Origin of the sequence: Nocardia sp. NPDC047654 (assembly GCF_043205035.1) — a bacterium.
Lineage (GTDB): Bacteria > Actinomycetota > Actinomycetes > Mycobacteriales > Mycobacteriaceae > Nocardia.
On the sequence record NZ_JBIDDF010000001.1, the window covers coordinates 789,052 to 814,983 of the forward strand.

Consider the following 25,932-nt stretch of genomic DNA (forward strand, 5'->3'; position numbering starts at 1 on the left):
GCTGGGCGTTCGGCGAGGATGTGTGATGCGATGGAGGGCGTGCCGGAAACCTCATCGCCAGTGTCCGACTACACCCCCGACTCCTTCGTCTCGATCGTCGCGCGTGGCGACGAAGCCGACCTGCGTCGCGTCGCGGTCGACATCGCCGAGACGGCCGCCGCCCATGTCCGTGCCCGCCGCCCCGAGGTGTTCGGGCCCGCGGGCGCGCACGCCGAAGGGGCCGTGCAGTCCAAGAGCCACGAGACCGACCCGGTGACCATCGTGGACACCGAGACCGAAGATCTGATCCGAAAACTGCTCGCCGAACAGCGTCCCGGCGACCCGATCCTCGGCGAGGAGGGCGGCGGCAGTCTCGACGACGCGAGCGCGGACACCGTCCACTGGGTGGTGGATCCGATCGACGGCACCGTCAACTTCCTCTACGGCGTCCCCGGCTACGCCGTGTCGGTGGCCGCGCTGCGTGGCGGGCGACCGGTCGCAGGCGCCGTGGTGGACGTCGCTCGGGCGGCCACCTACAGCGCCGGGCTCGGGCTCGGTGCGCTGCGGGTCGACGCCGACGGCGTGGTGGAGCACCTGAGTTGCACGCCCGTCGAATCGGTCGCGATGTCGTTGGTGGCCACCGGATTCGCCTACGGCAGGCAGCGCAGGACCAGGCAGGCCGAGCTGGTCGCGCAGGTGCTGCCGCACGTGCGCGACATCCGCCGGTTCGGCGCGGCGGCGCTGGATCTGTGTCATGTCGCGGCGGGCCGGGTGGACGCCTATTACGAGCACGGATTGAACGCCTGGGACTGGGGCGCGGGCGCGTTGATCGCCGCGGAGGCGGGCGCGCGGCTGACGCTTCCGCCCGCGACGGCGCCGGGCACCGACGGCGACCTGGTGGTGGCCGCCGCGCCCGGCATCGCCGAGGAATTGGGCGAACTGCTGGCCCGGGTGGGTGCTACCGAGCCGATTCCGGACCGCTGATCAGCAGCGGGCCTGCCGCGCGGCGTCGAGCAACTTGATATCGATGGATGTGGAGTTGCCCGGCGCCGGGTTCTTGAGCGAACGCAGCACTTCCTCCGCGTCGTTGCTGGGCCGGATGTCCCGGAACAGGGAGCCGAGCACCAGATCGACGGTGTCGTCGCCGCGCTGATCCTCGATCAACTCGGCACACGGCGCGACCAACTGCACGGCGGCGGCGGCCGGACGGCCGTTGACGCCGAAGCGGACCTGCCCGGTGCATTCCAGGTCGCCGTTGACGTATATCGAATCGTTGCCGTATTGCGTTCCGGGTGCGCTCGCGAAGCCGAGGTCGCCGAGCTGGGCGGCGACGTGCGCGGCCTGGCCGCGCTGGTTGTTCGCGTTGAGCACGCGCACCTTGCTCGCCGCCAGCGGCGCTGGTTCCACGTCCTGCAGCCGGCCGGCGCCGACCCGCTGGCCGAGTGGAGCCGGTTGCGGCGCACCGGGATCCGACGCGGGGCTGGGCGAGTTGCACGCCATCGCGGTGTGGTCGGCGTCGTGCGTCGTGAGGGCTTTGACCCAGACGATCCCGCAGATCAGAGCGAGAACGCCGAGCATGATGAGCCAGGGCTGGGGGCGGCGACGCAGGAACGGCCGCCCGTGCGGATCCGTCGAGGTACCTTCGGTGATCAGTGAAACCACCAGCACACTCTACGAAAATCTGACGGCGACCCCGCGCAAGGTCTCGGTGCGTTCCCCGGATGGTGTCGATTGGCCCTCATTTTCGACTCGGCTGTGTTTTGATTGCGACTTTTCCTCCGGGGTCCGCTATTGTCTGGCGGCCCAGATCGAATCACCGGTGCGGAAATCAGTGGTCGGTCGCGGGAACAAGAAGGGCATGTCCTGCGTTTACCCAGCGCTATCGGGAGTGGATCGACACGATCCGCCCTGATAGGCGACCGGTGTACGTGTGACGTGCACCACCGGCGGGGCGGTACCGGTCGCGCCGATTCCGGCAGGAATCGGGTGTGAGCGGACCGGTCCGGGATATACGGAGTTAGGACGAGGGGAAGACGACATGGCAACCGACTATGACGCACCGAGGCGCACCGAAACCGACGACGTGTCGGAGGATTCGCTGGAGGAGCTGAAGGCTCGTCGTAACGAGGCACAGTCCGCCGTCGTGGATATCGACGAATCCGATACCGCGGAGTCGTTCGAGCTTCCCGGCGCCGACCTGTCCGAGGAAGTGCTGACGGTTCGGGTGATCCCGAAGCAGGCCGACGAGTTCACCTGTTCCAGCTGTTTCCTGGTTCATCACCGGAGCAGGCTGGCCAGTGAGAAGGGCGGCCAGATGATCTGCATGGATTGCGCCGCCTGATCTCGACGAGATCGAGCAGAGTGTCAGCCCGCGCTCGGTAGACCGAGCGCGGCAAGGACCCGTTCGGGCCGCCGCGTACTGACCAGCCAGTACGGCGTCGGATCGTCCGGGTCGTCGAGCACGAGCAACACCATCGGCCCGATCCAGGGGCGATGCTGGACATAAGCGGCGGGGTCGAGCTGGCGACCCAGCGCCGCGTTTTTCGCGGTGGGGGCGACGGCGGCCGCGCGGGCAACGAAGTTCACCGGTAGATGTGCGCGATCAGCGCGCAGCTCCGGTGTGCCGTTCGCGTCCGGCGCCACTTCGACGCGATGCCGGCTCAACCACAGCAGCACCCAGACCGGCACCGGGAACAACAGCGCATAGGGCAGCCACGCCCGCAGACCCGGCGCGCCCATGTGGATCTCCGCCGCGAGCAATCCGGTGACGGCGAACGCCACCGGCCACCACCACAGCGGCACCCACAGGCGCTCCCGGTAGTGCTGCGCGGGCTGCTTTTTCTCGTCCATGGTCATGGGATTGGGCTGGTCCGACACGAGTCAACACTAAGTCACGAGGGCAAACAGCCTACGCGTAGGCTCGTCCAACGTGAGCGCACTTTCACCCATACCCTTGCTGCGGCTGGACCCCGGCATCCCCGTGCCCACGCGCGCCCATGCGGGCGACGCGGGCGTGGATCTGTGCACCACGCAAGACGTCATCCTGGAGCCGGGGGAGCGGGTGCTGGTCGGCACCGGTGTCGCCGTCGCGCTACCGGTCGGCACGGTCGGCCTGATCCATCCGCGCTCGGGTCTGGCGGCCAAGACCGGGCTGTCGGTGGTGAACACCCCGGGCACGGTCGACGCGGGGTACCGGGGCGAGATCAAGGTGTGCCTGATCAACCACGACCGGCGCACGCCGATCGAGTTGCGTCGCGGCGACCGGATCGCGCAACTGCTGGTGCAGCGCGTGGAACTGGTGGATTTCGTGGAGGTCGACACGCTCGACGAGACGACCCGGGGGGCGGGCGGGTACGGCTCCAGCGGTGGGCACGCGAGCCTGACCGCACCGACGAACGGGGTGGGCCGGACGACCGGCAAGGAGGCATGACGGGAATGTTCGGGAAGAGAAAGAACGCGAGCCGGGCCGCGGACGACCGGTACGACGAGGCGGACGACTACGCCGACTACGAGTCCGCCTACGCCGACGAGTACGACGACGAGTTCTACGACGACGCCCCCACCGACGAACGCTCGTACGAGGGCGTGGATCTGAACGCCGACCGGCCGCACGGCCGGCCGGGCCCGTACGACTACGACGAGGTCGCCGAACTGCTGGACGAGGTGTCCGAGCAGCGGCTGGATCTCGGGTCGGTGCTGTTGCCGGTCCCGCCGGGCGGTCAGTTGCAGGTCGAGATGACGCCGGAGGGGCAGCCGCAAGCGGTGCACCTGGCCACCGAGCACGGCCGGATCACCGTCGCGGCCTACGCCGCGCCGAAGACCACGGGCCAATGGCGGCTGGTCGCCGCGGATCTGGCCGACTCGCTGCGCAAGGACGGCGCCCGGGTGTCGGTCGAGAACGGCCCGTGGGGCCGGGAATTGCTGGCGCTGACCGAAGGCGCGGATCTGCGTTTCATCGGTGTGGACGGCTATCGCTGGATGGTGCGGCTGGTCGCGGCCGGCCCCTCGGGCGCGGCGAACGACGGCACCCCGCTGGTCAAGGCGGCGCGGGCCATCCTGAGCGAGACGGTCGTGCGGCGTGGCGAGGACCCGCTGCCGGTACGGGAGCCGCTACCGGTGGTGCTGCCCCAGCAGCTGGCCGAGCAGTTGGCCGCGGCCCATCAACAGCAGGTGGAAGCTCAGCAGCAGGCGATGGCCGCGCAGGTGGCGGCGCAGACCGGCGCGCAGCCCGCGGTGCCGCGGATGCCGCAGGGCCCGCGTCGCGGCGCGGACGGGTCGGCCATGCAGCAGCTCGGCCTGAACTGAGCCGACGAACTCACCAGAAGGCGCCGATACCCGCGTGTCCCAGGATCGCGGGGTCGGCGCCGAGTTCGTCGAGGGTGATCCGGTGTAGCCGCGAGCGCGGGGCCAGCGCCGCCCACTCCTCGGCGACGGCGTGCGGATGCACCGGGTCGTCGACCGCGGTGACCACCGCGAGCGGCGGCTCGAACGTGGCAAGCAACTCGGCGGCGGGCCACTTGTAGTCGGCGGCCTCTTCCAGTGCCTGCGGAAGATCCGGCCACTGCGCCCGCCACGACTGGGTCAGCGCGTCGGCCAGCCACCGCGGACTGCTCGCGCGCATCCGGTCGGTCACCGCGGCAAGACCGTCGGTGCGCAGCTGCGCGGCGGTGGCCGCCGCGCTCAGTGCTGCTGGGCAGGCGGCGGTATCGGGTCCGGTCCAGGCGGGCAGCGCCGCCACGACTCCCACGACGCGATCCGGATGCTCGGCGGCCCATTCCAGTGCGATCGCCGCACCGAGCGAGATGCCCGCGACCAGCACCGGGCCGGAGCCGGACGCCGCCTCCAGCGCGGCGAGGCAGCTCGCCACCACCCGGCGGGGGTCCGGTTCCACCGCGACGAAATCCCAGCCGCGTGCGGCGCATGCGGGCCCGAACGCGCGCCGGGCGAAATCGGCGTCGGATCCGGTGCCGGGCAGCGCCACGACGCGAGCGGGGTGTGGGGAGTCGAACATCGGTCCGAGCGTAGCGGGGGTGGCCCCGCCCATCTACAGTGGCGTTGTACGGCCTCAGCGGGTCGTGCGGATCGGATCCCTCACGATGGTGTGCGACCCACGCCATCTGCTCTATGCAGGAGAGCGTGCACAATGTCATCCGCAGCCTCAGGGTATTTTCGACGTCTGGGCCGCAGGCTGACCCAGGACCTCGATCAGCTGGACGCCGAAGAACTGGCCGAGACCTCCGAGGCCTCGGGCGCGTCGCGCGCGTCGGAGTGTCGGCGGGGTGACGAGGCCACCATGCTCGGTAGGCTTCGCAGTGTCGAAGCATGTCCCAAGTCGGCGGGCGCCAGCGTCCAGGCCGAATTCTTCGACGGCACCGACGCGATCACCCTGGTCTGGATCGGGCGCAGGCGCATTCCCGGCATCGAGCCGGGGCGGCGCATCCTCGTCCGTGGCCGGGTCGGCGACCGTGACGGCCGCAAAGTGATCTTCAACCCCTACTACGAATTGCGCGGGAACAGCTGACGTATGCCATTGAGCGACGACAACGCAGGATCGGACGACCGCACCGGGCCGAATGGGCCCGATCGTGACGAGGAACGTGCCGAACAGACCCTCCTCGAACAACTCGGCGGCTTCAGCGGCCTGATCTACTCGACGCTTCCCGTGGTCGTGTTCGTTCCCGTGAACAGCCTCGCCGGGCTGACCGCCGCCATCTGGGCGGCCCTCGGCGTGGCCGCCGCCATCCTCGTCTGGCGCCTGGTGCGGCACGATCCCATCCAGCCCGCCATCTCCGGCTTCTTCGGCGTCGGCATCTGCGCCTTCATCGCCTACCGGATGGGCGAGGCCAAGGGTTTCTTCCTCTTCGGCATCTACACCAGCCTCGTGTACGCCGGTGTGTTCCTCGCGTCCATGCTGGTCCGTCGGCCGTTGGTCGGCGTGATCTGGGGCGTGCTGAACGGGCACGGCTCCGACTGGCGGTCCGATCCGCGCTCGGTGCGCCTCTACGACCTGGCCACCGCTACCTGGATCGTGGTGTTCGGGGCCCGCTACCTGGTGCAGTCGCAGCTCTACGACACCGACCGCACCGGCTGGCTCGCCTTCGCCCGCATCGCGATGGGCTGGCCGCTGACCGCGGTGGCGCTGGGCGTCACCGTCTGGGCGGTGCGGCGGGCCGGCCACTTGCCCACCAAGTCGGTGGTCGCGGCCGGACCGGCTTGAGCTGTTAACCCTCCGCCGCCGCCAGGCGAAATGCACAGGGGTGGGATAAGTCCCACCGCGGAGGTGGGTGCTTCCCCACCCTGGGGTGCCTGGTCGCCCCTCCGAGTTTCTCAGACGATCTATGCGTACCGAAAAACACGTATTGATCGGCAAGAAAGGACTCGGACGTGGCTACCGAGCACAACACCGCGGCGCTGCCCAAGAACCACCACCCCGCTCTCTCGGAGAGCAGGCGGGTGTCGGCCGAGCTGGACAAGCTGATCGGGCCTGCGGCGGCGGGCGATCGCCGGGCGGTCGCGGAGATCATCCGGATCGTGCATCCGCTGGTGCGACGCTACTGCGGCGCGCGTCTGGGCAATACGGCTCACCTGCAGGTCACCGCCGACGACGTGGTGCAGGAGATCCTGCTGGCCACCGTCAACGCCATCCCGCGCTACCGCGACCAGGGCAAGTCGTTTTTGGCCTTCGTCTACGGCATCTCGGCCAACAAGGTCGCCGACGCGTTCCGCCGCTCGCAGCAGCACCCCGCCTACCCGATGGCCGATGTGCCGGACTACGCGTCCTCCGCCGCCGGGCCGGAGGAGTGGGCGCTGGCCTCCGAACGACGGGCCGCCACAAAAGAACTCATGAAGGTGCTGGCCCCCGCGCACCGCGAGGTGCTGGTGATGCGCATCGTGCTCGGCTGGTCGGCAGCGCAGACCGCCGAGGCCATCGGCACCAGCCCGGGCGTGGTCCGGGTGATGCAGCACCGCGCGCTGAACAAGCTGCGCGCGCAGCTGAAACCGGCCGCGTGACTCTCCGGCGGTGCTTCGCCGCGAACCCGCGTCCGGCCGTATTCGGGGAGTTATGGCCTGATGCCGTGGTTGGCGAGTTCCAGCCGGAGGTCTTCCTCGGCCTCCACCGAGGTCACGAACAGCAGCTCGTCGTCGCCTTCCAGCGCGTCGTCGGGCTGCGGCACGATCACGCGACCGCCGCGCAGGATGGTCACCAGGGCGGCGTCGCGCGGCAGGGTGAGCGTGCGCACGGGTTTGCCCGCCAGCGCGGTGTCCGCGGGCAGCGTCATCTCGACCAGATTCGCCTGACCCTGGCGCAGCGTCATCAGGCGCACCAGATCACCGACCGACACCGCCTCCTCGACCAGGGAGGCGAGCAGCCGGGGTGTGGACACCGCGACGTCCACACCCCAGGAACCGTCGAAGAGCCACTCGTTGCGCGGGTCGTTCACGCGCGCAACCACCCGGCGCACGCCGAACTCGGTCTTGGCCAGCAGGCTGTGTACAAGGTTCGCCTTGTCGTCACCGGTGGCCGCGATGACCACCTCGTAGGTCTCCAGCCCGGCCTGCTCCAGCAGGGCCAGTTCGCACGCGTCGGCATGCACCCAGACCGCGTCCGGGATCGCGGCGGAATCGATGTGCTCGACTTCGCGCTCCAGCAGCATGACCCGGTGGCCGCCACGCAGCAGCTCCCTGGCGATCGATCGGCCGACGGCGCCTGCTCCGGCGATGGCCACTTTCATGTTCAGTCCTCGCTCGCTGGGGGCTTCGTCGCCAAGGCGACGGCTTCGCCCACGGCGCCGGATGCGGCGGCCACATAGACGATGTCGTCGGCCTGGATGATGGTCTTGCTGTCGGGAAGCAGTGCCTGGCCGAACCGGATGATGAACGCGACCCTGGCCGCGACGGTCTGCTCCAAGTCGCGCACGGTGCGGCCGTACCACTCCTCGTGCAGCGTCAGCTGGGTCACGGCAACCGTTCCGGTCGGGTCGCGCCAGGTGGTGGTGCCGGTATCGCCGATGAGCGCGCGCAGGAAGCGGTCGGTGGTCCACGGGACCGTGGCGATGGTCGGGATGCCGAGCCGCTCGTAGACCGCGGCGCGCTTGGCGTCGTAGATGCGGGCGACCACGCGCTCCACCCCGAACATCTCCCGGGCGACCCGAGCGGAGATGATGTTCGAGTTGTCGCCGGAGGAGACCGCCGCGAACGCGTTCGCCCGCTCGATTCCCGCCTTTATCAGCACATCTCGATCGAATCCGACACCCGTGACCTGCTCACCCGGGAAATCGGATCCCAGGCGCAGGAAGGAACTGGAATCCCGGTCGATCACGGTGACTTCGTGACCTACGCGGACCAGGGCCTGGGCCAGCGACGAGCCGACGCGCCCGCACCCCATGATCACTACGTACACCGTGCAACCTCGTTCCTGGAACCATGGTGTTCGGTCTGGTTTGCTGTTCGGTCGAACGCTACCCGTCGAATGATTCCACCGGCCACGTTCCCCCTCCAGCCGGCGGGCAAACCTGCGAGCCACGCGCGCGATCCACCGTGCGGGGGCCTATGCTCGCTCCAGTGTCCAAGTTGACGACGGCAGCGAAGCGAGTGCTGCTGGGCAGGCCTTTCCGTAGCGACTCGCTGGGCCATACGCTACTGCCGAAGCGAATCGCCCTCCCGGTGTTCGCCTCCGATGCCATGTCATCGGTGGCCTATGCCCCGGAAGAGATCTTCCTCGTGCTGTCGGCCGCCGGAGTGACGGCGTACCTGTACGCGCCGTGGGTCGGATTGGCGGTCGCTTTCGTCATGGCGGTGGTGGTGGCCAGCTACCGGCAGAACGTGCACGCCTACCCGTCCGGCGGCGGCGACTACGAGGTGGCCACCACCAACCTGGGGCCCACCGCGGGCCTGACCGTGGGCAGCGCGCTGCTGGTCGACTACGTGCTCACGGTCGCGGTGTCGATCTCCTCGGCCGCGTCCAACATCGGCTCGGCCATTCCCTTCGTCGCCACCCACAAGGTGCTGTTCGCCGTCGTGGCCATCGCCCTGCTCACCGCGATGAACCTGCGCGGTGTGCGGGAATCGGGCACCACGTTCGCCATTCCGACCTACGCGTTCATCGCGGGCATGTTCGTCATGCTCGGTTGGGGCCTGTTCCGGATCTTCGTATTGGGGGAGGAGTTGCGGGCCGAGTCGGCGGGCTTCGGGTTGAACGCCGAGCACGAGCACCTCTACGGGTTGGCGTTCGCCTTCCTCGTCGCGCGGGCGTTCTCCTCCGGTTGCGCCGCGCTGACCGGTGTCGAGGCGATCAGCAACGGCGTGCCCGCGTTCCGCAAACCCAAGTCGCGCAATGCCGCCACCACTCTGCTGCTGCTGGGGACGATCGCGATCGTGCTGCTGATGGGCATCATCATCCTCGCTCAGAAGATCGGAGTCGTGTACGCGCACAACGTCGCCGACCTGACCGGCGCCCCGTCCGACTACCACCAGAAGACGCTGATCGCGCAGCTCGCCGAGACGGTGTTCGAGGGATTCCCGGTGGGCTTCTTCTTCATCACGACGGTGACAGCGCTGATTCTCGTGCTCGCCGCGAACACCGCGTTCAACGGGTTCCCCGTGCTCGGCTCGATCCTGGCGCAGGACCGCTACCTGCCGCGCCAGCTGCACACCAGAGGCGATCGGCTGGCGTTCAGCAACGGCATCCTGTTCCTCTCCGGCGCGGCCATCGCGTTCGTGGTGCTCTTCGGCGCCGAGGTGACCAAGCTGATCCAGCTGTACATCGTCGGTGTGTTCGTGTCGTTCGTGCTGAGCCAGACCGGCATGCTGCGGCACTGGACCCGTCTGTTGCGCACCGAGACCGACCCGGCGCAGCGCGCGCGGATGAAGCGATCGCGGGTGATCAACGCGGTCGGTCTCAGCGCCACCGGAGCGGTGCTGGTGATCGTGCTGATCACCAAGTTCTTCGCAGGCGCCTACATCGCCATCTTCACCATGGTCGCGATCTTCGTGGTGATGAAGCTGATTCGCAGGCATTACGATTCGGTCGCGCGTGAGCTGGACGAGCACGAGTGGGACGGTGTGCTGCCCAGCCGCTCGCACTCGATCGTGCTGGTCTCCCGGCTGCATCTGCCGACCCGCCGCGCCTTGGCCTACGCGCGCGCCAGCCGCCCCGACACGCTGGAGGCGGTGACGGTGAACGTCGACGAGGCCGACACCAGGGCGCTGGTGCGGGAGTGGGAGAACAGCGATATCACCGTGCCGCTGAAAGTGATCGAATCGCCCTACCGCGAGATCACCAAACCGGTGCTCGATTATGTGAAGCGCGTACGCAAGGACGCCCCGCGCGACGTGGTGACCGTGTTCATCCCCGAATACGTCGTGGGCCATTGGTGGGAGCAGGTATTGCACAACCAGAGCGCGCTGCGGTTGAAGGGCAGGCTGCTGTTCGAACCGGGCGTGATGGTGACCAGCGTGCCGTGGCAACTGAGTTCGTCGGCGCGATTGAAGACGCCCGGGGTGGTGAACGCGCCCGGCGCGTTCCGGCGCGGGTACGAGGACCGGACATGACGCCAGTGGAGCATTCGGGATGAGCGATCGGCGGACCGGCACGTTCGAGGTGCGGCTCGGGCCGCCGGGACACGGCGGCTTCTGTGTCGCACGGCACGAGGGACGTGTGGTGTTCGTCCGGCACGGACTGCCCGGTGAACTGGTGCGCGTCCGGGTCACCGAGGATCGCGGCGGCTCGTTCTGCCGAGCCGATGCGGTCGAGGTGCTCGAGGCGTCCCCGGACCGGGTGCAGGCAACCTGTCCGGTCTCCGGTCCCGGTGGAGCGGGATGCTGCGATTTCTCCTTCGCCACGCCGGTCGCCCAGCGCGCGCTGAAGGCCACGGTGGTGGCCGAACAGTTGCGTCGGCTGGCCGGGATCGAGCGCGACGTGCTGGTGGAGCCGATCGGATCCGCTGACGCGATCGGCGGGTGGCGCACGCGCGTGCGGCTCGCGGTCGACGCCAACGGACGCGCGGGCGTGCACCGGTATCGCAGCACCGGCGTGATCGCGGATCTGCGGTGCCCGCAACCGGTCGCGGGGGCGTTGGACGGCATCGCGGCCCGGCAGTGGACGCCCGGCGCCGACTTGGTGATCGCGGTGGACGGTGACGGGATCCGGCATGTCGTCGAGTTGGCCCCGCCCGAGGCCGAGCCGGGAAGCCGTGGCGCGGATCGTCGCGGCCCGGGCGCGAGTGGTCGGCAGGCAGGTGGCCGGGATCGGCGCGGGGGCGCCGCAAGCGGCCGACGTGATCGGCCGCACAGCCGGGGCAGGCGCGACGGAGAATGGACCGCCGCGGACTCCACCCGCCGAGACGACCGCCGCGCGGCGTCCGCGCGGCGTGCGGCGGCCCACGCGGCGCGCGACGAGTGGGTGTTCGAGGGCAGCGGGCGCGCGGTCGAGTATGTGGCGGGCCGCCGCTGGGAGGTCGCGGCTACGGGCTTCTGGCAGGCGCATCACGGTGCGGCGCAACGTTATTCGGATCTGATCGCGGAATGGTCGGAACTCGGGCCCGGCGGGCGGGCCTGGGATCTGTACAGCGGCGCGGGGGTCTTCGCCGCGCGCCTCGCCGAGCAGACCGGGCGGACCGGTGTGGTGCTCGCGGTGGAATCCGCCCGGCCCGCGGTGGCCGACGGCGCCGCCGCCTTGCGCGATCTGCCCTGGGTGGAGCTGCGGGCCCAGCGGGTGGAGCGCTGGGTGTTCGAGCACGTGGGCGGGGCCGCCCCGGATGTCGTCGTACTCGACCCGCCGCGAGCAGGCGCGGGCAAAGAGGTGATCGGCGCCGTCACCGCCAGTGGGCCCGCGCGGATCGTCCACGTCGGCTGCGATCCCGCCGCGTTCGCCCGCGACCTCGGCTTGTATCAGGCCGCGGGCTACCGGCTGACCGATCTGCGTGCCTTCGACGCCTTCCCCGCGACGCACCATGTGGAATGCCTTGCGCTGCTGCGGCGCTGAGCGGTCAGTCCTCGTAGACCGGTGGCCTGCGGTCCCGGCGGGCGCGCATCGCCTCGTCGAAATTGCCGGTGGTGAGGCGCACGTAGAGCTGAGCCGTGCCTTCGTGCTGCATGTGTGATTCGAAGCCGGCCGCCTCCATACCGCTCCACAGCATGCGCTTGGTGAGCTCGGTGCCGACCCGGCTGTAGCCGATGATGCGTTCGGCCAGGTCGTAGCACGTGTTCAGCAGTTCGGACCCCGAAACCGTGCGCGAGACCAGACCGATGCGCTCGGCTTCGGTCGCGTCGACGTCGCGGCCGGACAGCATGATCTCGAACGCGCGCGACGCGCCGACGGCGCGGGGCAGTAGATAGCTGAGGCCCAGTTCGGCCGAGGTCAGGCCGTTGTTGATGCCCGCGGCGCGGAAATACGCGTCCTCGGCGGCGAGCCGGATGTCGGCGCCGACGGCCAAGCACAGCCCGCCGCCGATGGCCGCGCCGTTGACCGCCGCGATCACCGGCTGGTGCATCCGCCGCAGCGTGATCAACACGTCGTTGAGCAGATCCATCGAACGCCGCGCGACGCTGGTGACGGTCAGTCCGTCGACGTTGGGCACCTTTCCCGCGCCGGTCAGATCGGCTCCCGAGCAGAAACCGTGTCCCGCGCCGGTCAGCACGACGACCCGGACGTCGTTGTCGGCGCGCACCTGCTCCAACGCCTCGCGCAGCGGAATCATCACGTCGAACGCCATCGCGTTCATCCGTTCGGGCCGATTGAGCGTCACCAGGGCGATGTGCGGCCGCGGTGTGTCGATGAGCACGAACGACATGCGACCTCCCGATCGGTGACGACCTCAATATAGGCACGGCGGGCCCCGCGCGGCGACGAAATCGAGCGCGCCGCCGCGGGATCCGAGCCGGGCCGCCGGGCCGTCCAATTAGAGTCACCACCATGACCGTGTACGTAATTGCGCAACTGAAGTTCACCGATCGCGCCGCTTACGATCGCTACCAGGCGCGCTTCCTGGACGTCTTCCTCCGCTACTCCGGTACGCTGCTGGCCGCCGACGAGTCCCCGCAGACCATCGAGGGCGTCACCGACCGCGAGAAGGTGGTCCTGATGTCCTTCCCCGACGAACCGTCCTTCCGCGCCTGGGCCGAATCGCCGGAATATCAAGAGATCTCGAAGGATCGGCACGCCGGAGCGGATACGGTCAGCCTGCTGGTGCGCGGTCTCGGTCACGGTTCGTGAACGCGGGCCCCCGCGGGACCCGCCGTCAGTCCAACTGCCAGGTGATGCGGATACCCGCGGAGATCTCGCTCTCGCCCAGCTCGACCGGGATGGCGGCGGCGCGGTAGGCCTCCATCGGAGCCGACATGGACTGCGCGCGCGGCACCGGCGGCGCGGAGGCGGTGTCCTCGGTGATCGCCACGACCTTGCCGAGCGTTCGCTGCGCGCGCCGCGCGTACTGCTCGGCCTTGGCGAGGGCGTTCTCCCATGCGGCGTCGCGGGCGCGGGTGAGCAGGGCCTCCTGGTCGGCGAAGGTGAGGACGAGTCCACCGAGGCGGACGTCGTCACCGCCCGCCTCGACGCAGTTCGCGACGACGGTGCCAGGCGCGGGATCGGCGTCCTCGCCGACCTCGCGCAACGCGATCGTCAGCGATGTGCTCGCGAGGTATCCCGTGATGCGGTTGCCCTGCCCCTCGGTCCACACGGTCTCGGTCTGCACCGACAGGCCGCTGGTGGCGATGTCCGAGCCGTCCACGCCGTCGGAGCGCAGCGACCGCGCGACCGCGGCGACGCGCTCGCCGGCCCGGCTGTAGGCGAGCGCGACCTTGCTCGCCCGCGATTCGACGGAGATGGTCACCCGCATCAGGTCGGGGGTGGCGCGGGCGGTGCCGTGCCCGTAGGTCGTGACGGTGCCCGCGCGCGAATCGGTCTTCTTGCCCACAACGTCTCCTCGTCGCTCGCTGTCGATGCGTACCGCACCATCGTGCCTGCTTCGAGGGGTGCCGCGGTCCTCGCTCGGCGCGAGGCTCCGGGACGAGTCGCTCCGGGTGGACACCGCCGCCGATCCGCGCCACCACTCGGGATCCGTTTGCCGGCGAGGCCACTTGCTCGGCCCGGTCCACCTTGTCACTCCGTCCGGGTACCGTATGTCGAGGCTCACATTTCGACGCCAGGTCGGTTGGTGTGATCGTTCTCGTGCGGGAGCATCAGCCGCCGCTCCGTAGACTGATCGGATCAGATGCGCTATCCGGAGGGAGCTAGTTCAGGTGGGAGTGCTTTCCCGGGTCGACACGCCCGATGATCTGCGCCGGCTGACCGTGCCGCAAGTGCGCGAGCTGGCGGAGGAGATCCGCGAGTTCCTGGTGCGCAAAGTCGCCGCGACCGGCGGGCACCTCGGTCCGAACCTCGGTGTGGTCGAACTCACCATCGCGCTGCATCGGATCTTCGACTCACCGGCCGACCCGTTGATCTTCGACACGGGGCACCAGGCCTACGTGCACAAGATCCTGACCGGGCGCAAGGATCAGTTCGATTCGCTACGCAAGCAGGGCGGCCTGTCCGGCTACCCCAGCAGAGCGGAGAGCGCCCACGACTGGGTGGAGTCCTCGCACGCGTCCGCTGCGTTGTCCTACGCCGACGGTCTGGCGAAGGCGTTCGCGCTCAGCGGGCAGGACCGGCACGTGGTGGCGGTCGTCGGCGACGGCGCGCTCACCGGCGGCATGTGCTGGGAGGCGCTCAACAATATCGCCGCCGCCCCGGACCGCCCGGTGGTCGTCGTGGTCAACGACAACGGCCGCTCCTACGCGCCCACCATCGGCGGCCTGGCCGAACGGCTGACCGCGCTGCGCACCCAGCCCGCCTACGAGCACGCGCTCGACGCGGGCAAGCGCATCCTGAAGAGCATTCCGCGGGTGGGCGAATCGGCCTACTCGATGGTGCACGCGGTGAAGGCGGGCATCAAGGACGCGGTGAGCCCGCAGGAACTGTTCAGCGACCTCGGCCTCAAGTACGTCGGGCCGGTGGACGGCCACGACGTCGTCGCCCTGGAGTCCGCGCTGCGCCGGGCCAAGGACTTCGGCGGCCCCGTCGTGGTGCACGCGGTGACGCAGAAGGGCCGCGGCTACGCGCCCGCCGAGAACCATGTCGCCGACCAGATGCACGCCTGCGACCCCATTGATCCGCTGACCGGCGTTCCCGTCGGCGGTCCGAAGGCGCGCGGCTGGACCTCGGTGTTCTCCGAGGAGCTGATCGCGCACGCCGAGCGCCGCGCCGACATCGTCGCCATCACCGCGGCGATGCCGGGCCCGACCGGGCTGGCCGCGTTCGGCGAGCGCTTCCCCGACCGGATGTTCGACGTCGGCATCGCCGAACAGCACGCCATGGCCTCCGCCGCGGGGCTCGCGCTCGGCGGCATGCATCCGGTGGTGGCTATCTACTCGACGTTCCTCAACCGCGCCTTCGACCAGTTGCTGATGGATGTGGCGCTGCTGAAGCAGCCGGTCACCGTGGTGCTGGACCGCGCGGGCATCACCGGCTCCGACGGCGCCAGCCACAACGGCATGTGGGACCTTTCGGTCCTCGGGATCATTCCCGGCATCCGGGTCGCCGCTCCGCGCGACGCCGCGACACTGCGGGAGGAACTGGCCGAGGCGCTGGCCGTCAACGACGGGCCGACGGCGCTGCGTTTCCCGAAAGGGAGTGTGGCCGAGGGCATCTCGGCGGTCGAACGACTCGACGGCATCGATGTGCTGCGGATGGCGGAGCCGGACGGCGGCTCGGTGCAGGCGGTGCACGGCGATGTCCTGCTCGTCGCGGTGGGCTCCTTCGCCGGTGCGGCCCTGGAAGCGGCGAACATGCTCGATTCCGAAGGGATCTCGGTCACCGTCCTCGACCCGCGCTGGGTGCTGCCGGTCTCCGACACCCTGCTGAAGCTCGCGGAGAACTACCGGATGGTGGTCACGCTGGAGGACGGTGGGTTGCACGGCGGCATCGGCTCTACGGTGTCGGCTCGCCTGCGCAACTCGGGGCTGGACATCCCGGCCCGCGACCTCGGTGTTCCGCAGCAGTTCCTCGACCATGCCGCACGCGGCGAAGTGCACGCCGAACTCGGCCTCACCGGCCCGGATATCGCCCGGCGGATCAGCGGGTGGCTCGCCGCTCGCTGACGCCGGAGGCGAGCGGGGGCTAGTCCGAGGGCGGCAGCGCCGCGGCCAGCCGCGCAACGGCCAGCTCTCGTTGCCACGGCCGGGCGCCGCCGGACTTCAGGAATCCGTCGACGGCGGAGGGGTCGACCGCGGCGTAGTCGGGCAGCCCGTCCCAGCACAGGCGGCGGACCAGGTCCGGCGCGAGCAGGTTCTCCACCGGGATCGAGTGTTCGGTCGACAAATCACCCATGGCGGCTCGTGCCCGGGTCAGGCGGGCCGCCGCGGCCGGATCACGGCGCTCCCAGCGGTTGACCGGCGGCGGGCCGTCGAACGGCTGGGTAAGCGGCGGCAGGTCGCTGTCCGGCAAGGTGCGGCCGCGCTCGATCGCGGCGAGCCATTCGCGGGAGTACCGGCGCTGCCGTGGCCCACCGAACACCGGCAGGGTGCGCAACTGCGCGATGTTTCTGGGCTCCGCGGTGGCCGCGGCGATGATCGCGGCGTCCGGCAGGATGCGGGCGGGCGCCACATCGCGGGCGCGGGCCAGCGCGTCCCGGGCGGTCCACAGCTCGCGCACCACCGCGAGCTGCCTGGTGCGGCGCAGCGTGTGGATGCCCGAGGTGCGCCGCCAGCGCTCGGCCTTGGGTGCGGGCGGGTCCAAGGTGCGAATGTGCTCGAATTCCTGTGCCGCCCAATCCATTTTGCCCTGCTCGTCGAGAGCATCGGCCACGGCGTCGCGCAGTTCCAGCAACAGTTCGACATCCAGGGCGGCGTAGTTCAGCCAGTCGGCGGGCAGCGGCCGGGTGGACCAGTCGGCCGCCCCGTGCCCCTTGCGCAGCGCACGGCCCAGCAGCCGTTCCACCATCGCGGCCAGCCCGACGCGCTCGAAACCCGCCAGGCGTCCGCCCAACTCGGTGTCGAAGAGCCGGGCCGGGCGCAAGCCGAGTTCGGCCAGCCCCGGGAGATCCTGGTCGGCGGAGTGCAGTACCCACTCCAGGCCGTTGATCGCGTCGGCCAGCGGGCCGAGTGCGTCGGTGACCGGGATGGGATCGATGAGGAACGTGCCCGCGCCCGCGCGGCGCAATTGGATCAGATACGCGCGCGCCGAATAGCGGAACCCGGAGGCGCGCTCGGCGTCCACGGCGAGCGGGCCGGTGCCCGCCACCAGCCGGGCGGCGGCTGCGCTGATCTCGGCGGCGGTGTCCAGTACCGGTGGCACGCCCTCCACCGGCGCGAGCAGCGGCGTCGCGGCCGAGGGTTCGGATTGGTCTGGTACGGACATGGTGTTGAACTCTACGTGCCGCCTCTACGGCGCCGCCGTCCTATCGGCGCATAAGTGTGTCGACGGATCGGGCGCGATGTGCCCGGTGGAGCGGGCGACCGTGATTCCGGCGCAGGTCACGCCACACCGGCGGGCGTGCTCAGGGACGATCGCCGGACAAGCCGGGTGGTACCCGCAGCTGGGTCACCCCGGCCGGGGGTAGTCCCGCCGCGTAGGCCAGCACCTCGCAGAACGCCTCCAGGTGCGGGCGCAGATCGGTGGTGACGGGCGTCCACGAGGCGCGCAGTTCCAGCTGATGGGCGCGCGGCGGCCCGGCGATGTCGCCATAGCGCACCGAGCTGGTCGAGGTCACCGTGCCGCCCAGCGCGGTGAACGGCTCGGTTCGTGACTCCAGCGCGTCCACCAGCCAGCTCCACGCCACCTCTGGTAGCAGGGGGTCGGTGGCGAGCGCGGCGTCGATGTCGGCCTGGATGTAGGCGACCAGACGGAGGGTGCCGTGCCAGGTGTCGTCGCCGTCCGGATCGTGCAGCAGGATCAATCTGCCGAACGCGTCGCCCTCGGAATCGATCGGCACGACAGGGGTTTCCGGATGGGCGACCTCGGCGCCGATGGCGTAGGAGTACGGGGCGAGCCGTTGCGGCGGCCGGATGGGCGCGAGCTCGATCCGAGGGTGCACGGTTGCGGTGCCCATCGCCTCGACCGCGGCGCGAAATTGAGCTGGCTCGCCATGAGGTCCCTCGGTCGGTGCGGCGCCGTCGCGGAAGTCGAGCGGTGTCACGACTGCTGACGGTAGACCTTGTGCCCCCCGCGCGGTCGGAGGCGCGCCGCTACGGGCCGGGCGGCGTCTGCGCTGTCATCGCTGCCGCCTCCGCGTCCGCCCCTCCTGCCGGGCCCGCATACGATAGCCGTGATGAGCACTCATACCCGCCGCCGGTTGACCGATGCCCCGTTCCTGGCCGCCGCTACCGGCGCGACGCCGAGCAGGCGTCCGGTGTGGTTCATGCGCCAGGCCGGACGCTCGCTGCCCGAGTACCGCGAGGTGCGCGCGGGCGTCGGGATGCTCGAGTCCTGCTTCGACCCGGAGCTGGTGTGCGAGATCACCCTCCAGCCGATTCGCAGGCACCAGGTCGACGCGGCGATCTTGTTCTCCGACATCGTCGTTCCGCTCAAAGCGGCGGGGATCGATCTGGACATCGTGCCCGGCGTCGGACCGGTGGTCGCCGCGCCCGTGCGGACGGTCGGCGACGTGCGCGCACTGCCCCGGTTGCGCCCCGAGGAGGTCGGGGCGGTCACCGACGGCGTGCGACTGCTGGTCGACGCGCTGGGGGAGACGCCGCTGATCGGCTTCGCGGGCGCGCCGTTCACCCTGGCCTCCTACCTGGTCGAGGGCGGTCCGAGCAAGAACCACGAGCGCACCAAGGCGATGATGTACGCCGACCCACAGACCTGGCACGCGCTGCTCGGCGCGCTCACCGACATCACCATCGCGTTCCTGCAGGCCCAGTTGGCGGCCGGCGTGGACGCGGTGCAGTTGTTCGACTCCTGGGCGGGCGCGCTCTCGCTGGCCGACTACCGCGATTTCGTGCTCCCGCATTCGGAGCGGGTGTTCGCCGAGATCGCCGAGGCGGGGGTGCCGCGCATCCACTTCGGGGTAGGAACCGGCGAGTTGCTCGGCGCCATGGGCGAGGCGGGCGCCGACGTGGTCGGTGTCGATTGGCGGGTGCCGCTGACCGAGGCCGTCCGCCGCGTCGGGCCCGGAAAGGCGTTGCAGGGCAACCTCGATCCCGCCGTGCTGTTCGCGGGCGCCGCCGCTGTCGAGGCGCATGCCCGGCGGATCGCGCGCGAAGCGGACGAGGCGATCACGCTCGGCGCCACCGGGCACATCTTCAACCTGGGCCACGGGGTGCTTCCGGAGACCGATCCGGGCGTGCTGACCGCCTTGGTGGAACTCGTGCACGAGCTGTAGGGAAGGGAAGGCGGGGAACCGCCCGCCATCAGGAACATCGAATATGCGGCGATCGGCTGCGTCACTGCTGCCTCCCGCTGCACGCGTCTGCTCACGGTTCCGCCACGGAACTTGCGCGGCGCACCGCTGCGTTTTTCGGCCGCCCCGGTGACGGCCGAGTCACCCAGACACGGATGGTCCAGGTTGCTGTCCACCGGTGTCGACGCGTGTCCGCCTGCCGCGAGGCTCGTCCGATCGAGCAGGTTCCGGTCCGAATGGAAGCCGCGGGCGGCACGGCCGCTGTCGCCGTGGACACGAAGTGTCCCGGGTCATCGGGCGGCCGACCGTCGGACGGTCGCCGTGGCGGGACACGATACGGTCGAGGCATGCGTATCGCGGTGGTCGGCGGTGGGATCAGCGGACTGGTGGCCGCGTATCGATTGCGGACGTTGTTCGGGCCGGATGCCGACGTGGTCGTGCTCGATCGCGCCGAACGGGTCGGTGGCATCCTCTACACCGGTGAACTGGCCGGAGAGCCATTGGATCTCGGCGCGGAAGCGTTCGTCGGCCGACGGCCGGAGGTACCCGCGGTGCTGCGGGAACTCGGGCTCGAGTCGCAGTTGGTGACGCCTGCCGGTCTGCGGCCGCTGGTGTGGTCCTCCGGAGCCGCCCATCCGCTTCCGGAGGGCACGTTGATGGGTGTTCCGTCGAGCGCCGAGTCGATGCGCGATCTGGTCGACGCCGAGACGCTGCGGCGGATCGCCGCCGAACCCGACCGGCCGCTGACCTGGGAGCCGGGCTCCGATATCGACGTCTACCATCTGGTCGCCGACCGCTTCGGCACGCAAGTCGCCGAGCGCAGCGTGGACCCCCTGCTCGGTGGCGTGTACGCGGGAAGCTCCCGATCCATCGGTGTCCGTGCCGCGCTGCCCACCCTCGCCGCCGCGCTGGACAACGGCGCGACCAGCCTCACCGCCGCCGTCGCCGCCGCGCTGCCACCGCCTTCGAGCGCACCGGTCTTCGGTGCCCTCCGCGACGGGTACCGCGTGCTGCTCGAGGCACTCGCCGAACGCTCCGAGGCGAGGTTCGTCACCGCGACCCCGGGGACGCGTCTGGCCAGGGGGCTGCGCGGTTGGGTGGTCGACCCGATCGGCGCCGTCGACGCGGTGGTGCTCGCTACCCCTGCGCCGGTGACCGCGCGACTGCTGAAGACCGTCGCGCCCGCCGCCGCGGCGGAACTGGCGGGCGTCGAACTCTCCTCGTCGGCGGTGGTCGCGCTGGCGCTGCCCCGCGAGACGGCGCTGCCGCAGAACTCCGGCATCCTGGTGGCCACCGGAGAGCCACTGCGCGCGAAGGCGTTCACCCTGTCCAGCCGCAAATGGACGCATCTCGCACAACGCGAAACGGCCCTCGTCCGCGTCTCGTTCGGCAAGTTCGGGGACGACTCCCCGCTGTCGTGGCCCGATGCGGAACTCGTCGCGGCCGCCGCCGAGGACCTGGCTACCGTCACCGGGGCAACCATCGAGCCGATCGGGGCTGTCGTGCGGCGCTGGCCGGGCGGCCTCGCCCAGTACGCGCCCGGCCATCCGGCCCGCATCGCGGCCGTCGAAGCCGAGGTCGCGGCGCTCGACGGGCTGGCGGTCGCGGGCGCGTACCTGCACGGCGTCGGAGTGCCCGCGTGCGTCGCCTCCGGCACGGCCGCCGCGCGGCGGATCGCGGCGACGGTCGGTGCGGGCAGCGCACGCTGAGTGGACCCCGGCTCGCGCCCGCTCGTGCACGCCGGGCAGTGCGACACCGCCGGTGTGATTCTCCGATTTTCCCGGGCCCGCGCGTCAATTCCCGCTGAAAAGGCGCACGAATCGGCGCCGTCAAACGGGTCGAGGCGGCCGATGGCTGCCCAACGGGCGAGGTGTCCTCGTGGCTGCACCAGCGTCTGCGCCCCGGCGACCGTTACAGATCACTCTCCCGTTCGGCGATGTCGTCGTCGATACCGCCGCGACGACGCCCCTGGTGCTGATCTCCGGCGGAATCGGCGTGACCCCGACGATCGGCTTCCTGGAATACCTCGCCGCCCACGTCCCATGGCGGCGCACCCTGATCGTGCACGCGGATCGTGGACCGGGGACCCATCCGCTGCGCCATCGGCTCCGGCAACTCGCTACCCGGCTCGAACAGGCCGATATCGAAATCTGGTACGAGGAACCGGCTCCCGGCGCGCGGCACGGGAGGATCGATCTCTCGGCAGTGAGCCTGCCCGACGACGCCGACGTCTACGTCTGCGGTCCGCCCATGTTCCTGCGCGATATCCAGCGTCAGCTGCGCGCCGCCGGGATCCCGGACGCCCGGGTGCACATCGAGCAGTTCACGCCCGGCGACGCGGGCGCTCCGGAGCGAGTGGCACGATAGTGCTATGGCGCGACTCGACTATCAAGCTCTCAACTCCACCATCCGCTACCTGATGTTCTCGGTTTTCCAGGTGCAACCCGGAGTGCTGGGCGAGGACCGGGACGCCGCGACCAAGGAGGCCAAGGCGTTCTTCGATGGTCTCGCCGACCGCGATGTGGTGGTCCGCGGCATCTACGACGTGGCAGGGATGCGCGCCGACGCCGATTTCATGATCTGGACGCACGCCGAGCGGATCGAGGACCTGCAGGCCGTTTACGCCGACTTCCGCCGCACCACCGAGCTGGGCCGGGCCAGCGCGCCGGTCTGGAGCAACGCGGCGCTGCACCGTCCCGCCGAGTTCAACAAGAGCCACATCCCGGCGTTCCTGGCCGGCGAGGAGCCGGGCGCCTACATCTGCGTGTACCCGTTCGTCCGGTCCTACGAGTGGTATCTGCTGCCCGACGAGGAACGCCGCCGGATGCTGGCCGAGCACGGCAAGGCCGCGCGTGACTACCCGGACGTGCGGGCCAACACCGTCAGCTCGTTCGCGCTCGGCGACTACGAGTGGATCCTGGCGTTCGAGGCGCCCGAACTGCACCGCATCGTCGATTTGATGCGCGATCTGCGGGCCACCGACGCCCGGCGGCACGTGCGCGAAGAGATCCCGTTCTTCACCGGCCCCCGCGTCGAGGTGGAGGAACTGATCGCCGCTCTGCCCTGATGCGGCACCGGACCGCTTGCCCAGAGTTTTCGGGGCATGCGCCGAGCGGCTGGGACTCCGTACGCTGCCGGTGAGCGTCGGGCTGTTACTCCGCTGCGCTGTCCGAGGGGTGCAGTCGCAGGGCGATGGAGTTGATGCAGTAGCGCTTGTCGGTGGGCGTGTTGTACCCCTCGCCCTCGAACACGTGGCCGAGGTGGCTGTGGCAGTTCGCGCACAGCACTTCGACCCGGTGCATGCCGAGCGAGTCGTCCGACCGGAGAATCACCGCGTCGGACGCCGCCGGATCGAAGAAGGACGGCCAGCCGCAGTGCGAGTCGAACTTCTCGGTGCTGCGGAACAACTCGGCGCCGCAGGCCCGGCACACGTAGACGCCCTCGGTCTTGGTGTCGGTGTACTCGCCGACGAACGGCCGCTCGGTGGCGGCCTCGCGTAGCACCGCGTATTCCTCGGGATCCAGCTTCACTCGCCATTCCTGCGGCGTGAGCTGAATGCGCGGCGCGGGCAGGGACGTCTCGGCTTCGGAACTCATGGTTCCACGCTAATACGATTCTGCTCCACCGGCGCCGAGCCGTTGTGTGGCCTGGGGGTTTCCGCGGCCGGGGCCGGGTCGGCCGCCGGGACGGAACGCTGCGGCGCCTCGCCGCGCGGGTCCGGCGCGGACCTCATCCACGCGGGATCGATGCCGAACGGCAGCCTGCCTTCCCGCCGCGCGGCCAGATAGCGGTCGCCGAGCACACAGAACACCACGATGAGCAGCAGACCCCAGCCGAAGGTGATGCGCAGGTATTCCAGGTTGCGGCCGATGTGCTGCCAGCGGTCCGACAGCCACTTGTCGTAGCTCATGAACCCGAAGATCGCCAGCCAGGCCGGCCAGTTGCGCAGCACCGAGTTGCGCAGCACCACCGTCATCAGGAACGGGAACAGCATCATCGAGTAGTACATCTGCCCCAGCGAGCTGAGCAGGAACGAGGCGGTCAGCAGCACGCCGGAGGCGGTGCAGACGAAGAACAGCTCGTCCTCGCGGTAGTAGCGGTACAGCAGCCACAGCGAGATCAGCACGAGCACACCGAGCACCACGCGCATACCCCAGGTCAGCCACGGCGGCAGCCCGTAGTACTCGCCGTTGCCGACGATCGCGCTGTTGAAGTAGTCGCGCGATTCGAAGATGTAGGGCGCGGTGCGGGTGAGGAACTTCTCCGGATCCTTCGACAGCGGCCAGGCGATCGCGGTCAACGCCAGCGGCACGCCGAGCGCGGTGACGAACACCTTCCACTGCCCGCGCACGAGCGCGATCAAAAGCAACGGAGCGAGTGTCGGTTTGACCGCGATACTCAATCCGAGCGCGGCGCCCGCCCACAGGTCGCGCCGTTTCAGCAGCAGGTGGATGAAGATCAGCTCCGCCAGCAGCACACAGCCGTTGACGTTGGTGAACACGAGTGTGTTGATCACGGTCTCGGACGTGAACATCGCCAGCAGCAGCGCGGGCGCGGCGACCGAGTTCAGCGTGTAGCGGAACAGCCGCAGCAGCAGGTACCAGGCGATGAGAATCGCGATCGCGTTCAGGGCGATGAACAGCCAGCGCGACTTCTCGTAGTCGATGGCCGCGATCGGCGCGATCAGCAGGGTGCCGCTGGGCGGGTACAGATAATGCGGGTCCACCGAGTCGAAGTTCGCGGTGTACACCGGACGCCCGTTCAAGAAGTCGAGCGACGCCTGGTAGACCGGCCGGTAGTCGTCGGTGATGAAGCCGTTGACAGCCTTGATGAAAACCCGGTTCAGCACGGTCATGACCGCCAGGGGCCAGAGTGCGAACTTGATCACCTCGGCGGTGGTGCGAGCGGTCCGGGGCTCGAGCGGTCGAAGGAACACTGGGGCACGGTACACCGGATCGGTTACCGGCGGTTGGCCGGACCTGCCCGACTCGCCGCTCGATCAGCCGCTCGAGCGGCGCTAGGCCGGGCAGGCGGTACCGTCTGCGGGGAGTTTGCCGTCCTTCAGATAGTCGACGACCGCCCGCTGCGCGCAGCCCGAGTGCGTGGCCACCGGATGGCCGAAGCCCTGCCAGGACAGCGCCGCGTGACGGGCACCGGCGGAACCGAGCGCGCCGGTCACCGACGACTGACCACCGTTGCCGACCACCGGGTCGGCGACCCCGCCGAGTACCAGCACCGGGATATCCAGCTTCTCCGGCATCGGTGGTGCGGTCGACACCGGCCAGGCGGCGCACTCCATCAGTCCGATGGCCGCCGCTTTGCCGAAGACGGGATATTTGCCGGCCCAGGTGCCTGCGAGCTCGTTGGCCTTGTCCGGCGTCGGCGGCAGCTGCGTGTCGGTGCACCGGTTGACGAACTGGCCGTCGCTCGCGATAGCCGCGCTTTCACGGGTGATCAGAGCGTCCAGCGGGCCCCGGTCGCCGCGTCCGGCCGCGGCGAGCGCGTCGGACAGCTCGGCGACCCGAGCGGCCTGGTCGGCACGCGGGCTGCCGAGAAAGCCCGACACCGCGGTGAGCAGGGCGTTCGCCGAGATATCGCCGAGGCCACCGCTCGCGGCCCGGTTCACCAGATCGATGACCGCGGCGCGCGGGTCGGCGCCGAGCGAGCAGCCGACGCCGACGCAGCGCTGCGCGAACGCCGTCAGGGCCGCCTCGGCGCCCTGCACGGCTTGTTCGGCACGGGTCACGGAGTCGGTCCCGACCGGCTCGGGGGAGTCGAGTGTCAGCCGGGCGAGATGGTCACCGTATTTGCGGGCATAGCTGAGCGCGACCTTCGCCCCGTTGCCCGTGCCCAGTAGCGAGATGTGCTCCACCTGCCACTGCCTGCGCAATTGTTCGATGTCGTCGGCGGCGTGCGGCGCGTCGAAGGCGCCCTCGTAGGGCTGCAGGAAGTCGCGGCAGGCGATGGTGCCGTCCTGGCTCAGCTTCGTCATCCGCGCCACCGGGTCGCCCGCGGACTGGGCATTCTCGGCCAGACCGCGGCGGATGTCCGCAGGCAGGCAGTCGATCGGCTGTGAGGTGCCGATGCCGCGCCGGTCCACCGCGACGATCGGGCGGGCGGCCAGCAGCGCGGAGGCCGGGCCCGCGGCCAATCCGGCCAGGGTCGCGGAGGAAGAGCGATCCGAACCGGAGGTGAGCACCAGCGGCGGCGCGTCGGCGGGGGTCTGCGCCAGCCTGGCGCGCAACGCGCCGGCCCGGAAGCTGCCCAGCACCGCGCCGGTCGAGTCGATCGGGGTGGAGTACTCGGCGCAGTCGAGCACCAGCCCCGCGGGCGCGGGACCGAGCCCGAGTTGATCCAAGGTCGGCTGGGTGCATTCACGCCAGCTGAGGTCGGTCTTGGGCAGCTCGGCGCTCGGCGGCGGCGCGGGTGCGGCGGAGGTCGTCGCGGTGCCCGCGACGGGCGGGCGCTGCACCGCGACACCGGGACGATCCGACGGTCCCGCGCCGCAACCGGCGGTCACGATCGAGAGGGTGGCGGCAAGCACGGCGGCCCGAGTCCAGCGCATTGCTACAGC

The 25,932-nt window shown here is 70.1% G+C and carries 27 protein-coding genes; 15 read left to right on the top strand and 12 right to left on the bottom strand.

The window, feature by feature from the left end; all coding sequences use genetic code 11:
* Positions 1 to 30 precede the first annotated feature (30 nt).
* Positions 31 to 963, top strand: coding sequence for an inositol monophosphatase family protein (locus ACGF7Y_RS03760; RefSeq protein WP_062977981.1), 933 nt, complete (start codon positions 31 to 33; stop codon positions 961 to 963).
* Here ACGF7Y_RS03760 and cei read toward each other — a convergent pair whose 3' ends face one another.
* Positions 964 to 1,641, bottom strand: a complete 678-nt coding sequence (cei, locus tag ACGF7Y_RS03765) for an envelope integrity protein Cei (RefSeq protein WP_393228838.1) — start codon at positions 1,639 to 1,641, stop codon at positions 964 to 966.
* A 376-nt stretch (positions 1,642 to 2,017) separates the two neighbouring features.
* Between cei and ACGF7Y_RS03770 the strand changes: the two genes are divergently transcribed.
* A complete protein-coding gene (locus ACGF7Y_RS03770) occupies positions 2,018 to 2,320 on the top strand; it encodes a DUF4193 domain-containing protein (RefSeq protein WP_014986697.1) in 303 nt (100 codons plus the stop codon).
* Between the two features lie 23 nt (positions 2,321 to 2,343).
* Here ACGF7Y_RS03770 and ACGF7Y_RS03775 read toward each other — a convergent pair whose 3' ends face one another.
* Positions 2,344 to 2,829 carry a DUF3093 domain-containing protein gene (locus tag ACGF7Y_RS03775; protein WP_393230927.1) on the bottom strand — a complete coding sequence of 162 codons (486 nt, stop codon included), beginning with the start codon at positions 2,827 to 2,829 and terminating at the stop codon, positions 2,344 to 2,346.
* A 79-nt stretch (positions 2,830 to 2,908) separates the two neighbouring features.
* Between ACGF7Y_RS03775 and dut the strand changes: the two genes are divergently transcribed.
* Complete coding sequence (gene dut, locus ACGF7Y_RS03780) at positions 2,909 to 3,409, top strand: dUTP diphosphatase (RefSeq protein ID WP_393228840.1); 501 nt, start codon at positions 2,909 to 2,911, stop codon at positions 3,407 to 3,409.
* A gap of 5 nt (positions 3,410 to 3,414) precedes the next feature.
* Positions 3,415 to 4,284 (top strand): DUF3710 domain-containing protein, encoded by an 870-nt coding sequence (locus tag ACGF7Y_RS03785; RefSeq protein WP_393228842.1) that lies wholly within the window; start codon positions 3,415 to 3,417, stop codon positions 4,282 to 4,284.
* Positions 4,285 to 4,294: 10 nt separating this feature from the next.
* Here ACGF7Y_RS03785 and ACGF7Y_RS03790 read toward each other — a convergent pair whose 3' ends face one another.
* The gene (locus tag ACGF7Y_RS03790) at positions 4,295 to 4,990 is read right to left on the bottom strand and encodes an alpha/beta fold hydrolase (RefSeq protein ID WP_393228844.1); all 696 of its coding nucleotides are present in this window, start codon (positions 4,988 to 4,990) and stop codon (positions 4,295 to 4,297) included.
* A gap of 132 nt (positions 4,991 to 5,122) precedes the next feature.
* Here ACGF7Y_RS03790 and ACGF7Y_RS03795 point away from each other — a divergent pair, with 132 nt between their 5' ends.
* From ACGF7Y_RS03795 to ACGF7Y_RS03805, 3 genes are all read left to right on the top strand, one after another.
* Positions 5,123 to 5,500, top strand: a complete 378-nt coding sequence (locus ACGF7Y_RS03795) for an OB-fold nucleic acid binding domain-containing protein (RefSeq protein WP_040867807.1) — start codon at positions 5,123 to 5,125, stop codon at positions 5,498 to 5,500.
* Between the two features lie 3 nt (positions 5,501 to 5,503).
* Entirely contained in the window at positions 5,504 to 6,196 is a 693-nt protein-coding gene (locus tag ACGF7Y_RS03800; protein WP_393228846.1) for a DUF3159 domain-containing protein, read from the top strand.
* A gap of 167 nt (positions 6,197 to 6,363) precedes the next feature.
* Positions 6,364 to 6,990, top strand: a complete 627-nt coding sequence (locus tag ACGF7Y_RS03805; protein ID WP_357034216.1) for a sigma-70 family RNA polymerase sigma factor — start codon at positions 6,364 to 6,366, stop codon at positions 6,988 to 6,990.
* Between the two features lie 50 nt (positions 6,991 to 7,040).
* On the opposite strand, the gene ACGF7Y_RS03810 is transcribed toward ACGF7Y_RS03805, so the two are convergent.
* Positions 7,041 to 7,712, bottom strand: coding sequence for a TrkA family potassium uptake protein (locus ACGF7Y_RS03810; protein WP_357034218.1), 672 nt, complete (start codon positions 7,710 to 7,712; stop codon positions 7,041 to 7,043).
* Between the two features lie 2 nt (positions 7,713 to 7,714).
* Entirely contained in the window at positions 7,715 to 8,380 is a 666-nt protein-coding gene (locus ACGF7Y_RS03815; RefSeq protein WP_040867803.1) for a TrkA family potassium uptake protein, read from the bottom strand.
* 161 nt (positions 8,381 to 8,541) lie between these two features.
* Here ACGF7Y_RS03815 and ACGF7Y_RS03820 point away from each other — a divergent pair, with 161 nt between their 5' ends.
* Together ACGF7Y_RS03820 and ACGF7Y_RS03825 are read left to right on the top strand one after the other, a co-directional pair.
* Positions 8,542 to 10,530: an APC family permease gene (locus tag ACGF7Y_RS03820; protein WP_391462426.1), complete on the top strand. Its 1,989-nt coding sequence runs from the start codon at positions 8,542 to 8,544 to the stop codon at positions 10,528 to 10,530.
* A gap of 19 nt (positions 10,531 to 10,549) precedes the next feature.
* The gene (locus ACGF7Y_RS03825; RefSeq protein ID WP_393228849.1) at positions 10,550 to 11,962 is read left to right on the top strand and encodes a class I SAM-dependent RNA methyltransferase; all 1,413 of its coding nucleotides are present in this window, start codon (positions 10,550 to 10,552) and stop codon (positions 11,960 to 11,962) included.
* Between the two features lie 4 nt (positions 11,963 to 11,966).
* Here the strand turns inward: ACGF7Y_RS03825 and ACGF7Y_RS03830 are convergent, their stop codons facing one another.
* Positions 11,967 to 12,770 carry an enoyl-CoA hydratase gene (locus tag ACGF7Y_RS03830; protein WP_393228851.1) on the bottom strand — a complete coding sequence of 268 codons (804 nt, stop codon included), beginning with the start codon at positions 12,768 to 12,770 and terminating at the stop codon, positions 11,967 to 11,969.
* 122 nt (positions 12,771 to 12,892) lie between these two features.
* Here ACGF7Y_RS03830 and ACGF7Y_RS03835 point away from each other — a divergent pair, with 122 nt between their 5' ends.
* Entirely contained in the window at positions 12,893 to 13,192 is a 300-nt protein-coding gene (locus ACGF7Y_RS03835; protein ID WP_357034226.1) for a DUF1330 domain-containing protein, read from the top strand.
* Between the two features lie 25 nt (positions 13,193 to 13,217).
* On the opposite strand, the gene ACGF7Y_RS03840 is transcribed toward ACGF7Y_RS03835, so the two are convergent.
* Positions 13,218 to 13,892 (bottom strand): SIMPL domain-containing protein, encoded by a 675-nt coding sequence (locus ACGF7Y_RS03840; RefSeq protein ID WP_393228853.1) that lies wholly within the window; start codon positions 13,890 to 13,892, stop codon positions 13,218 to 13,220.
* A 325-nt stretch (positions 13,893 to 14,217) separates the two neighbouring features.
* On the opposite strand from ACGF7Y_RS03840, the gene dxs reads away from it, so the two are divergent.
* Positions 14,218 to 16,116: a 1-deoxy-D-xylulose-5-phosphate synthase gene (dxs, locus tag ACGF7Y_RS03845; protein ID WP_393228855.1), complete on the top strand. Its 1,899-nt coding sequence runs from the start codon at positions 14,218 to 14,220 to the stop codon at positions 16,114 to 16,116.
* A gap of 19 nt (positions 16,117 to 16,135) precedes the next feature.
* Here the strand turns inward: dxs and ACGF7Y_RS03850 are convergent, their stop codons facing one another.
* Both ACGF7Y_RS03850 and ACGF7Y_RS03855 read right to left on the bottom strand, forming a co-directional pair.
* Positions 16,136 to 17,374, bottom strand: coding sequence for an HRDC domain-containing protein (locus ACGF7Y_RS03850; protein ID WP_393228857.1), 1,239 nt, complete (start codon positions 17,372 to 17,374; stop codon positions 16,136 to 16,138).
* A gap of 139 nt (positions 17,375 to 17,513) precedes the next feature.
* Positions 17,514 to 18,152 (bottom strand): DUF3000 domain-containing protein, encoded by a 639-nt coding sequence (locus tag ACGF7Y_RS03855; RefSeq protein WP_084499271.1) that lies wholly within the window; start codon positions 18,150 to 18,152, stop codon positions 17,514 to 17,516.
* Positions 18,153 to 18,284: 132 nt separating this feature from the next.
* Between ACGF7Y_RS03855 and hemE the strand changes: the two genes are divergently transcribed.
* From hemE to hemQ, 4 genes are all read left to right on the top strand, one after another.
* On the top strand, positions 18,285 to 19,340 hold the full coding sequence (hemE, locus tag ACGF7Y_RS03860) for a uroporphyrinogen decarboxylase (RefSeq protein WP_393228859.1): 1,056 nt from the start codon (positions 18,285 to 18,287) through the stop codon (positions 19,338 to 19,340).
* Between the two features lie 365 nt (positions 19,341 to 19,705).
* Complete coding sequence (locus ACGF7Y_RS03865) at positions 19,706 to 21,067, top strand: protoporphyrinogen oxidase (RefSeq protein WP_393228861.1); 1,362 nt, start codon at positions 19,706 to 19,708, stop codon at positions 21,065 to 21,067.
* A gap of 169 nt (positions 21,068 to 21,236) precedes the next feature.
* Positions 21,237 to 21,725 carry a hypothetical protein gene (locus tag ACGF7Y_RS03870; RefSeq protein ID WP_393228863.1) on the top strand — a complete coding sequence of 163 codons (489 nt, stop codon included), beginning with the start codon at positions 21,237 to 21,239 and terminating at the stop codon, positions 21,723 to 21,725.
* Positions 21,726 to 21,729: 4 nt separating this feature from the next.
* Positions 21,730 to 22,425, top strand: a complete 696-nt coding sequence (hemQ, locus tag ACGF7Y_RS03875) for a hydrogen peroxide-dependent heme synthase (protein WP_062976055.1) — start codon at positions 21,730 to 21,732, stop codon at positions 22,423 to 22,425.
* An 85-nt stretch (positions 22,426 to 22,510) separates the two neighbouring features.
* Here the strand turns inward: hemQ and msrB are convergent, their stop codons facing one another.
* The 3 genes from msrB to ACGF7Y_RS03890 all read right to left on the bottom strand — a co-directional run bounded on the left by msrB (position 22,511) and on the right by ACGF7Y_RS03890 (position 25,923).
* Positions 22,511 to 22,954 carry a peptide-methionine (R)-S-oxide reductase MsrB gene (gene msrB, locus ACGF7Y_RS03880; RefSeq protein WP_357034243.1) on the bottom strand — a complete coding sequence of 148 codons (444 nt, stop codon included), beginning with the start codon at positions 22,952 to 22,954 and terminating at the stop codon, positions 22,511 to 22,513.
* Complete coding sequence (locus ACGF7Y_RS03885) at positions 22,951 to 24,294, bottom strand: glycosyltransferase family 87 protein (RefSeq protein ID WP_393228866.1); 1,344 nt, start codon at positions 24,292 to 24,294, stop codon at positions 22,951 to 22,953. The genes msrB and ACGF7Y_RS03885 overlap by 4 nt, the downstream gene beginning before the upstream one ends.
* An 81-nt stretch (positions 24,295 to 24,375) precedes the next feature.
* A complete protein-coding gene (locus tag ACGF7Y_RS03890; RefSeq protein ID WP_393228869.1) occupies positions 24,376 to 25,923 on the bottom strand; it encodes an alpha/beta hydrolase in 1,548 nt (515 codons plus the stop codon).
* Positions 25,924 to 25,932: the final 9 nt, after the last annotated feature.

Coding starts and splice junctions, on each gene's coding strand:
- ACGF7Y_RS03825 (WP_393228849.1), top strand. CDS start 10,550: ATGAGCGATCGGCGGACCGGCACGTTCGAGGTGCGGCTCGGGCCGCCG.
- ACGF7Y_RS03775 (WP_393230927.1), bottom strand. CDS start 2,829: ATGGACGAGAAAAAGCAGCCCGCGCAGCACTACCGGGAGCGCCTGTGG.
- ACGF7Y_RS03830 (WP_393228851.1), bottom strand. CDS start 12,770: ATGTCGTTCGTGCTCATCGACACACCGCGGCCGCACATCGCCCTGGTG.
- ACGF7Y_RS03890 (WP_393228869.1), bottom strand. CDS start 25,923: ATGCGCTGGACTCGGGCCGCCGTGCTTGCCGCCACCCTCTCGATCGTG.
- ACGF7Y_RS03785 (WP_393228842.1), top strand. CDS start 3,415: ATGTTCGGGAAGAGAAAGAACGCGAGCCGGGCCGCGGACGACCGGTAC.
- ACGF7Y_RS03760 (WP_062977981.1), top strand. CDS start 31: ATGGAGGGCGTGCCGGAAACCTCATCGCCAGTGTCCGACTACACCCCC.
- ACGF7Y_RS03770 (WP_014986697.1), top strand. CDS start 2,018: ATGGCAACCGACTATGACGCACCGAGGCGCACCGAAACCGACGACGTG.
- msrB (WP_357034243.1), bottom strand. CDS start 22,954: ATGAGTTCCGAAGCCGAGACGTCCCTGCCCGCGCCGCGCATTCAGCTC.
- ACGF7Y_RS03795 (WP_040867807.1), top strand. CDS start 5,123: ATGTCATCCGCAGCCTCAGGGTATTTTCGACGTCTGGGCCGCAGGCTG.
- ACGF7Y_RS03800 (WP_393228846.1), top strand. CDS start 5,504: ATGCCATTGAGCGACGACAACGCAGGATCGGACGACCGCACCGGGCCG.
- ACGF7Y_RS03865 (WP_393228861.1), top strand. CDS start 19,706: ATGCGTATCGCGGTGGTCGGCGGTGGGATCAGCGGACTGGTGGCCGCG.
- ACGF7Y_RS03850 (WP_393228857.1), bottom strand. CDS start 17,374: ATGTCCGTACCAGACCAATCCGAACCCTCGGCCGCGACGCCGCTGCTC.
- hemQ (WP_062976055.1), top strand. CDS start 21,730: ATGGCGCGACTCGACTATCAAGCTCTCAACTCCACCATCCGCTACCTG.
- ACGF7Y_RS03835 (WP_357034226.1), top strand. CDS start 12,893: ATGACCGTGTACGTAATTGCGCAACTGAAGTTCACCGATCGCGCCGCT.
- ACGF7Y_RS03810 (WP_357034218.1), bottom strand. CDS start 7,712: ATGAAAGTGGCCATCGCCGGAGCAGGCGCCGTCGGCCGATCGATCGCC.
- ACGF7Y_RS03790 (WP_393228844.1), bottom strand. CDS start 4,990: ATGTTCGACTCCCCACACCCCGCTCGCGTCGTGGCGCTGCCCGGCACC.
- hemE (WP_393228859.1), top strand. CDS start 18,285: ATGAGCACTCATACCCGCCGCCGGTTGACCGATGCCCCGTTCCTGGCC.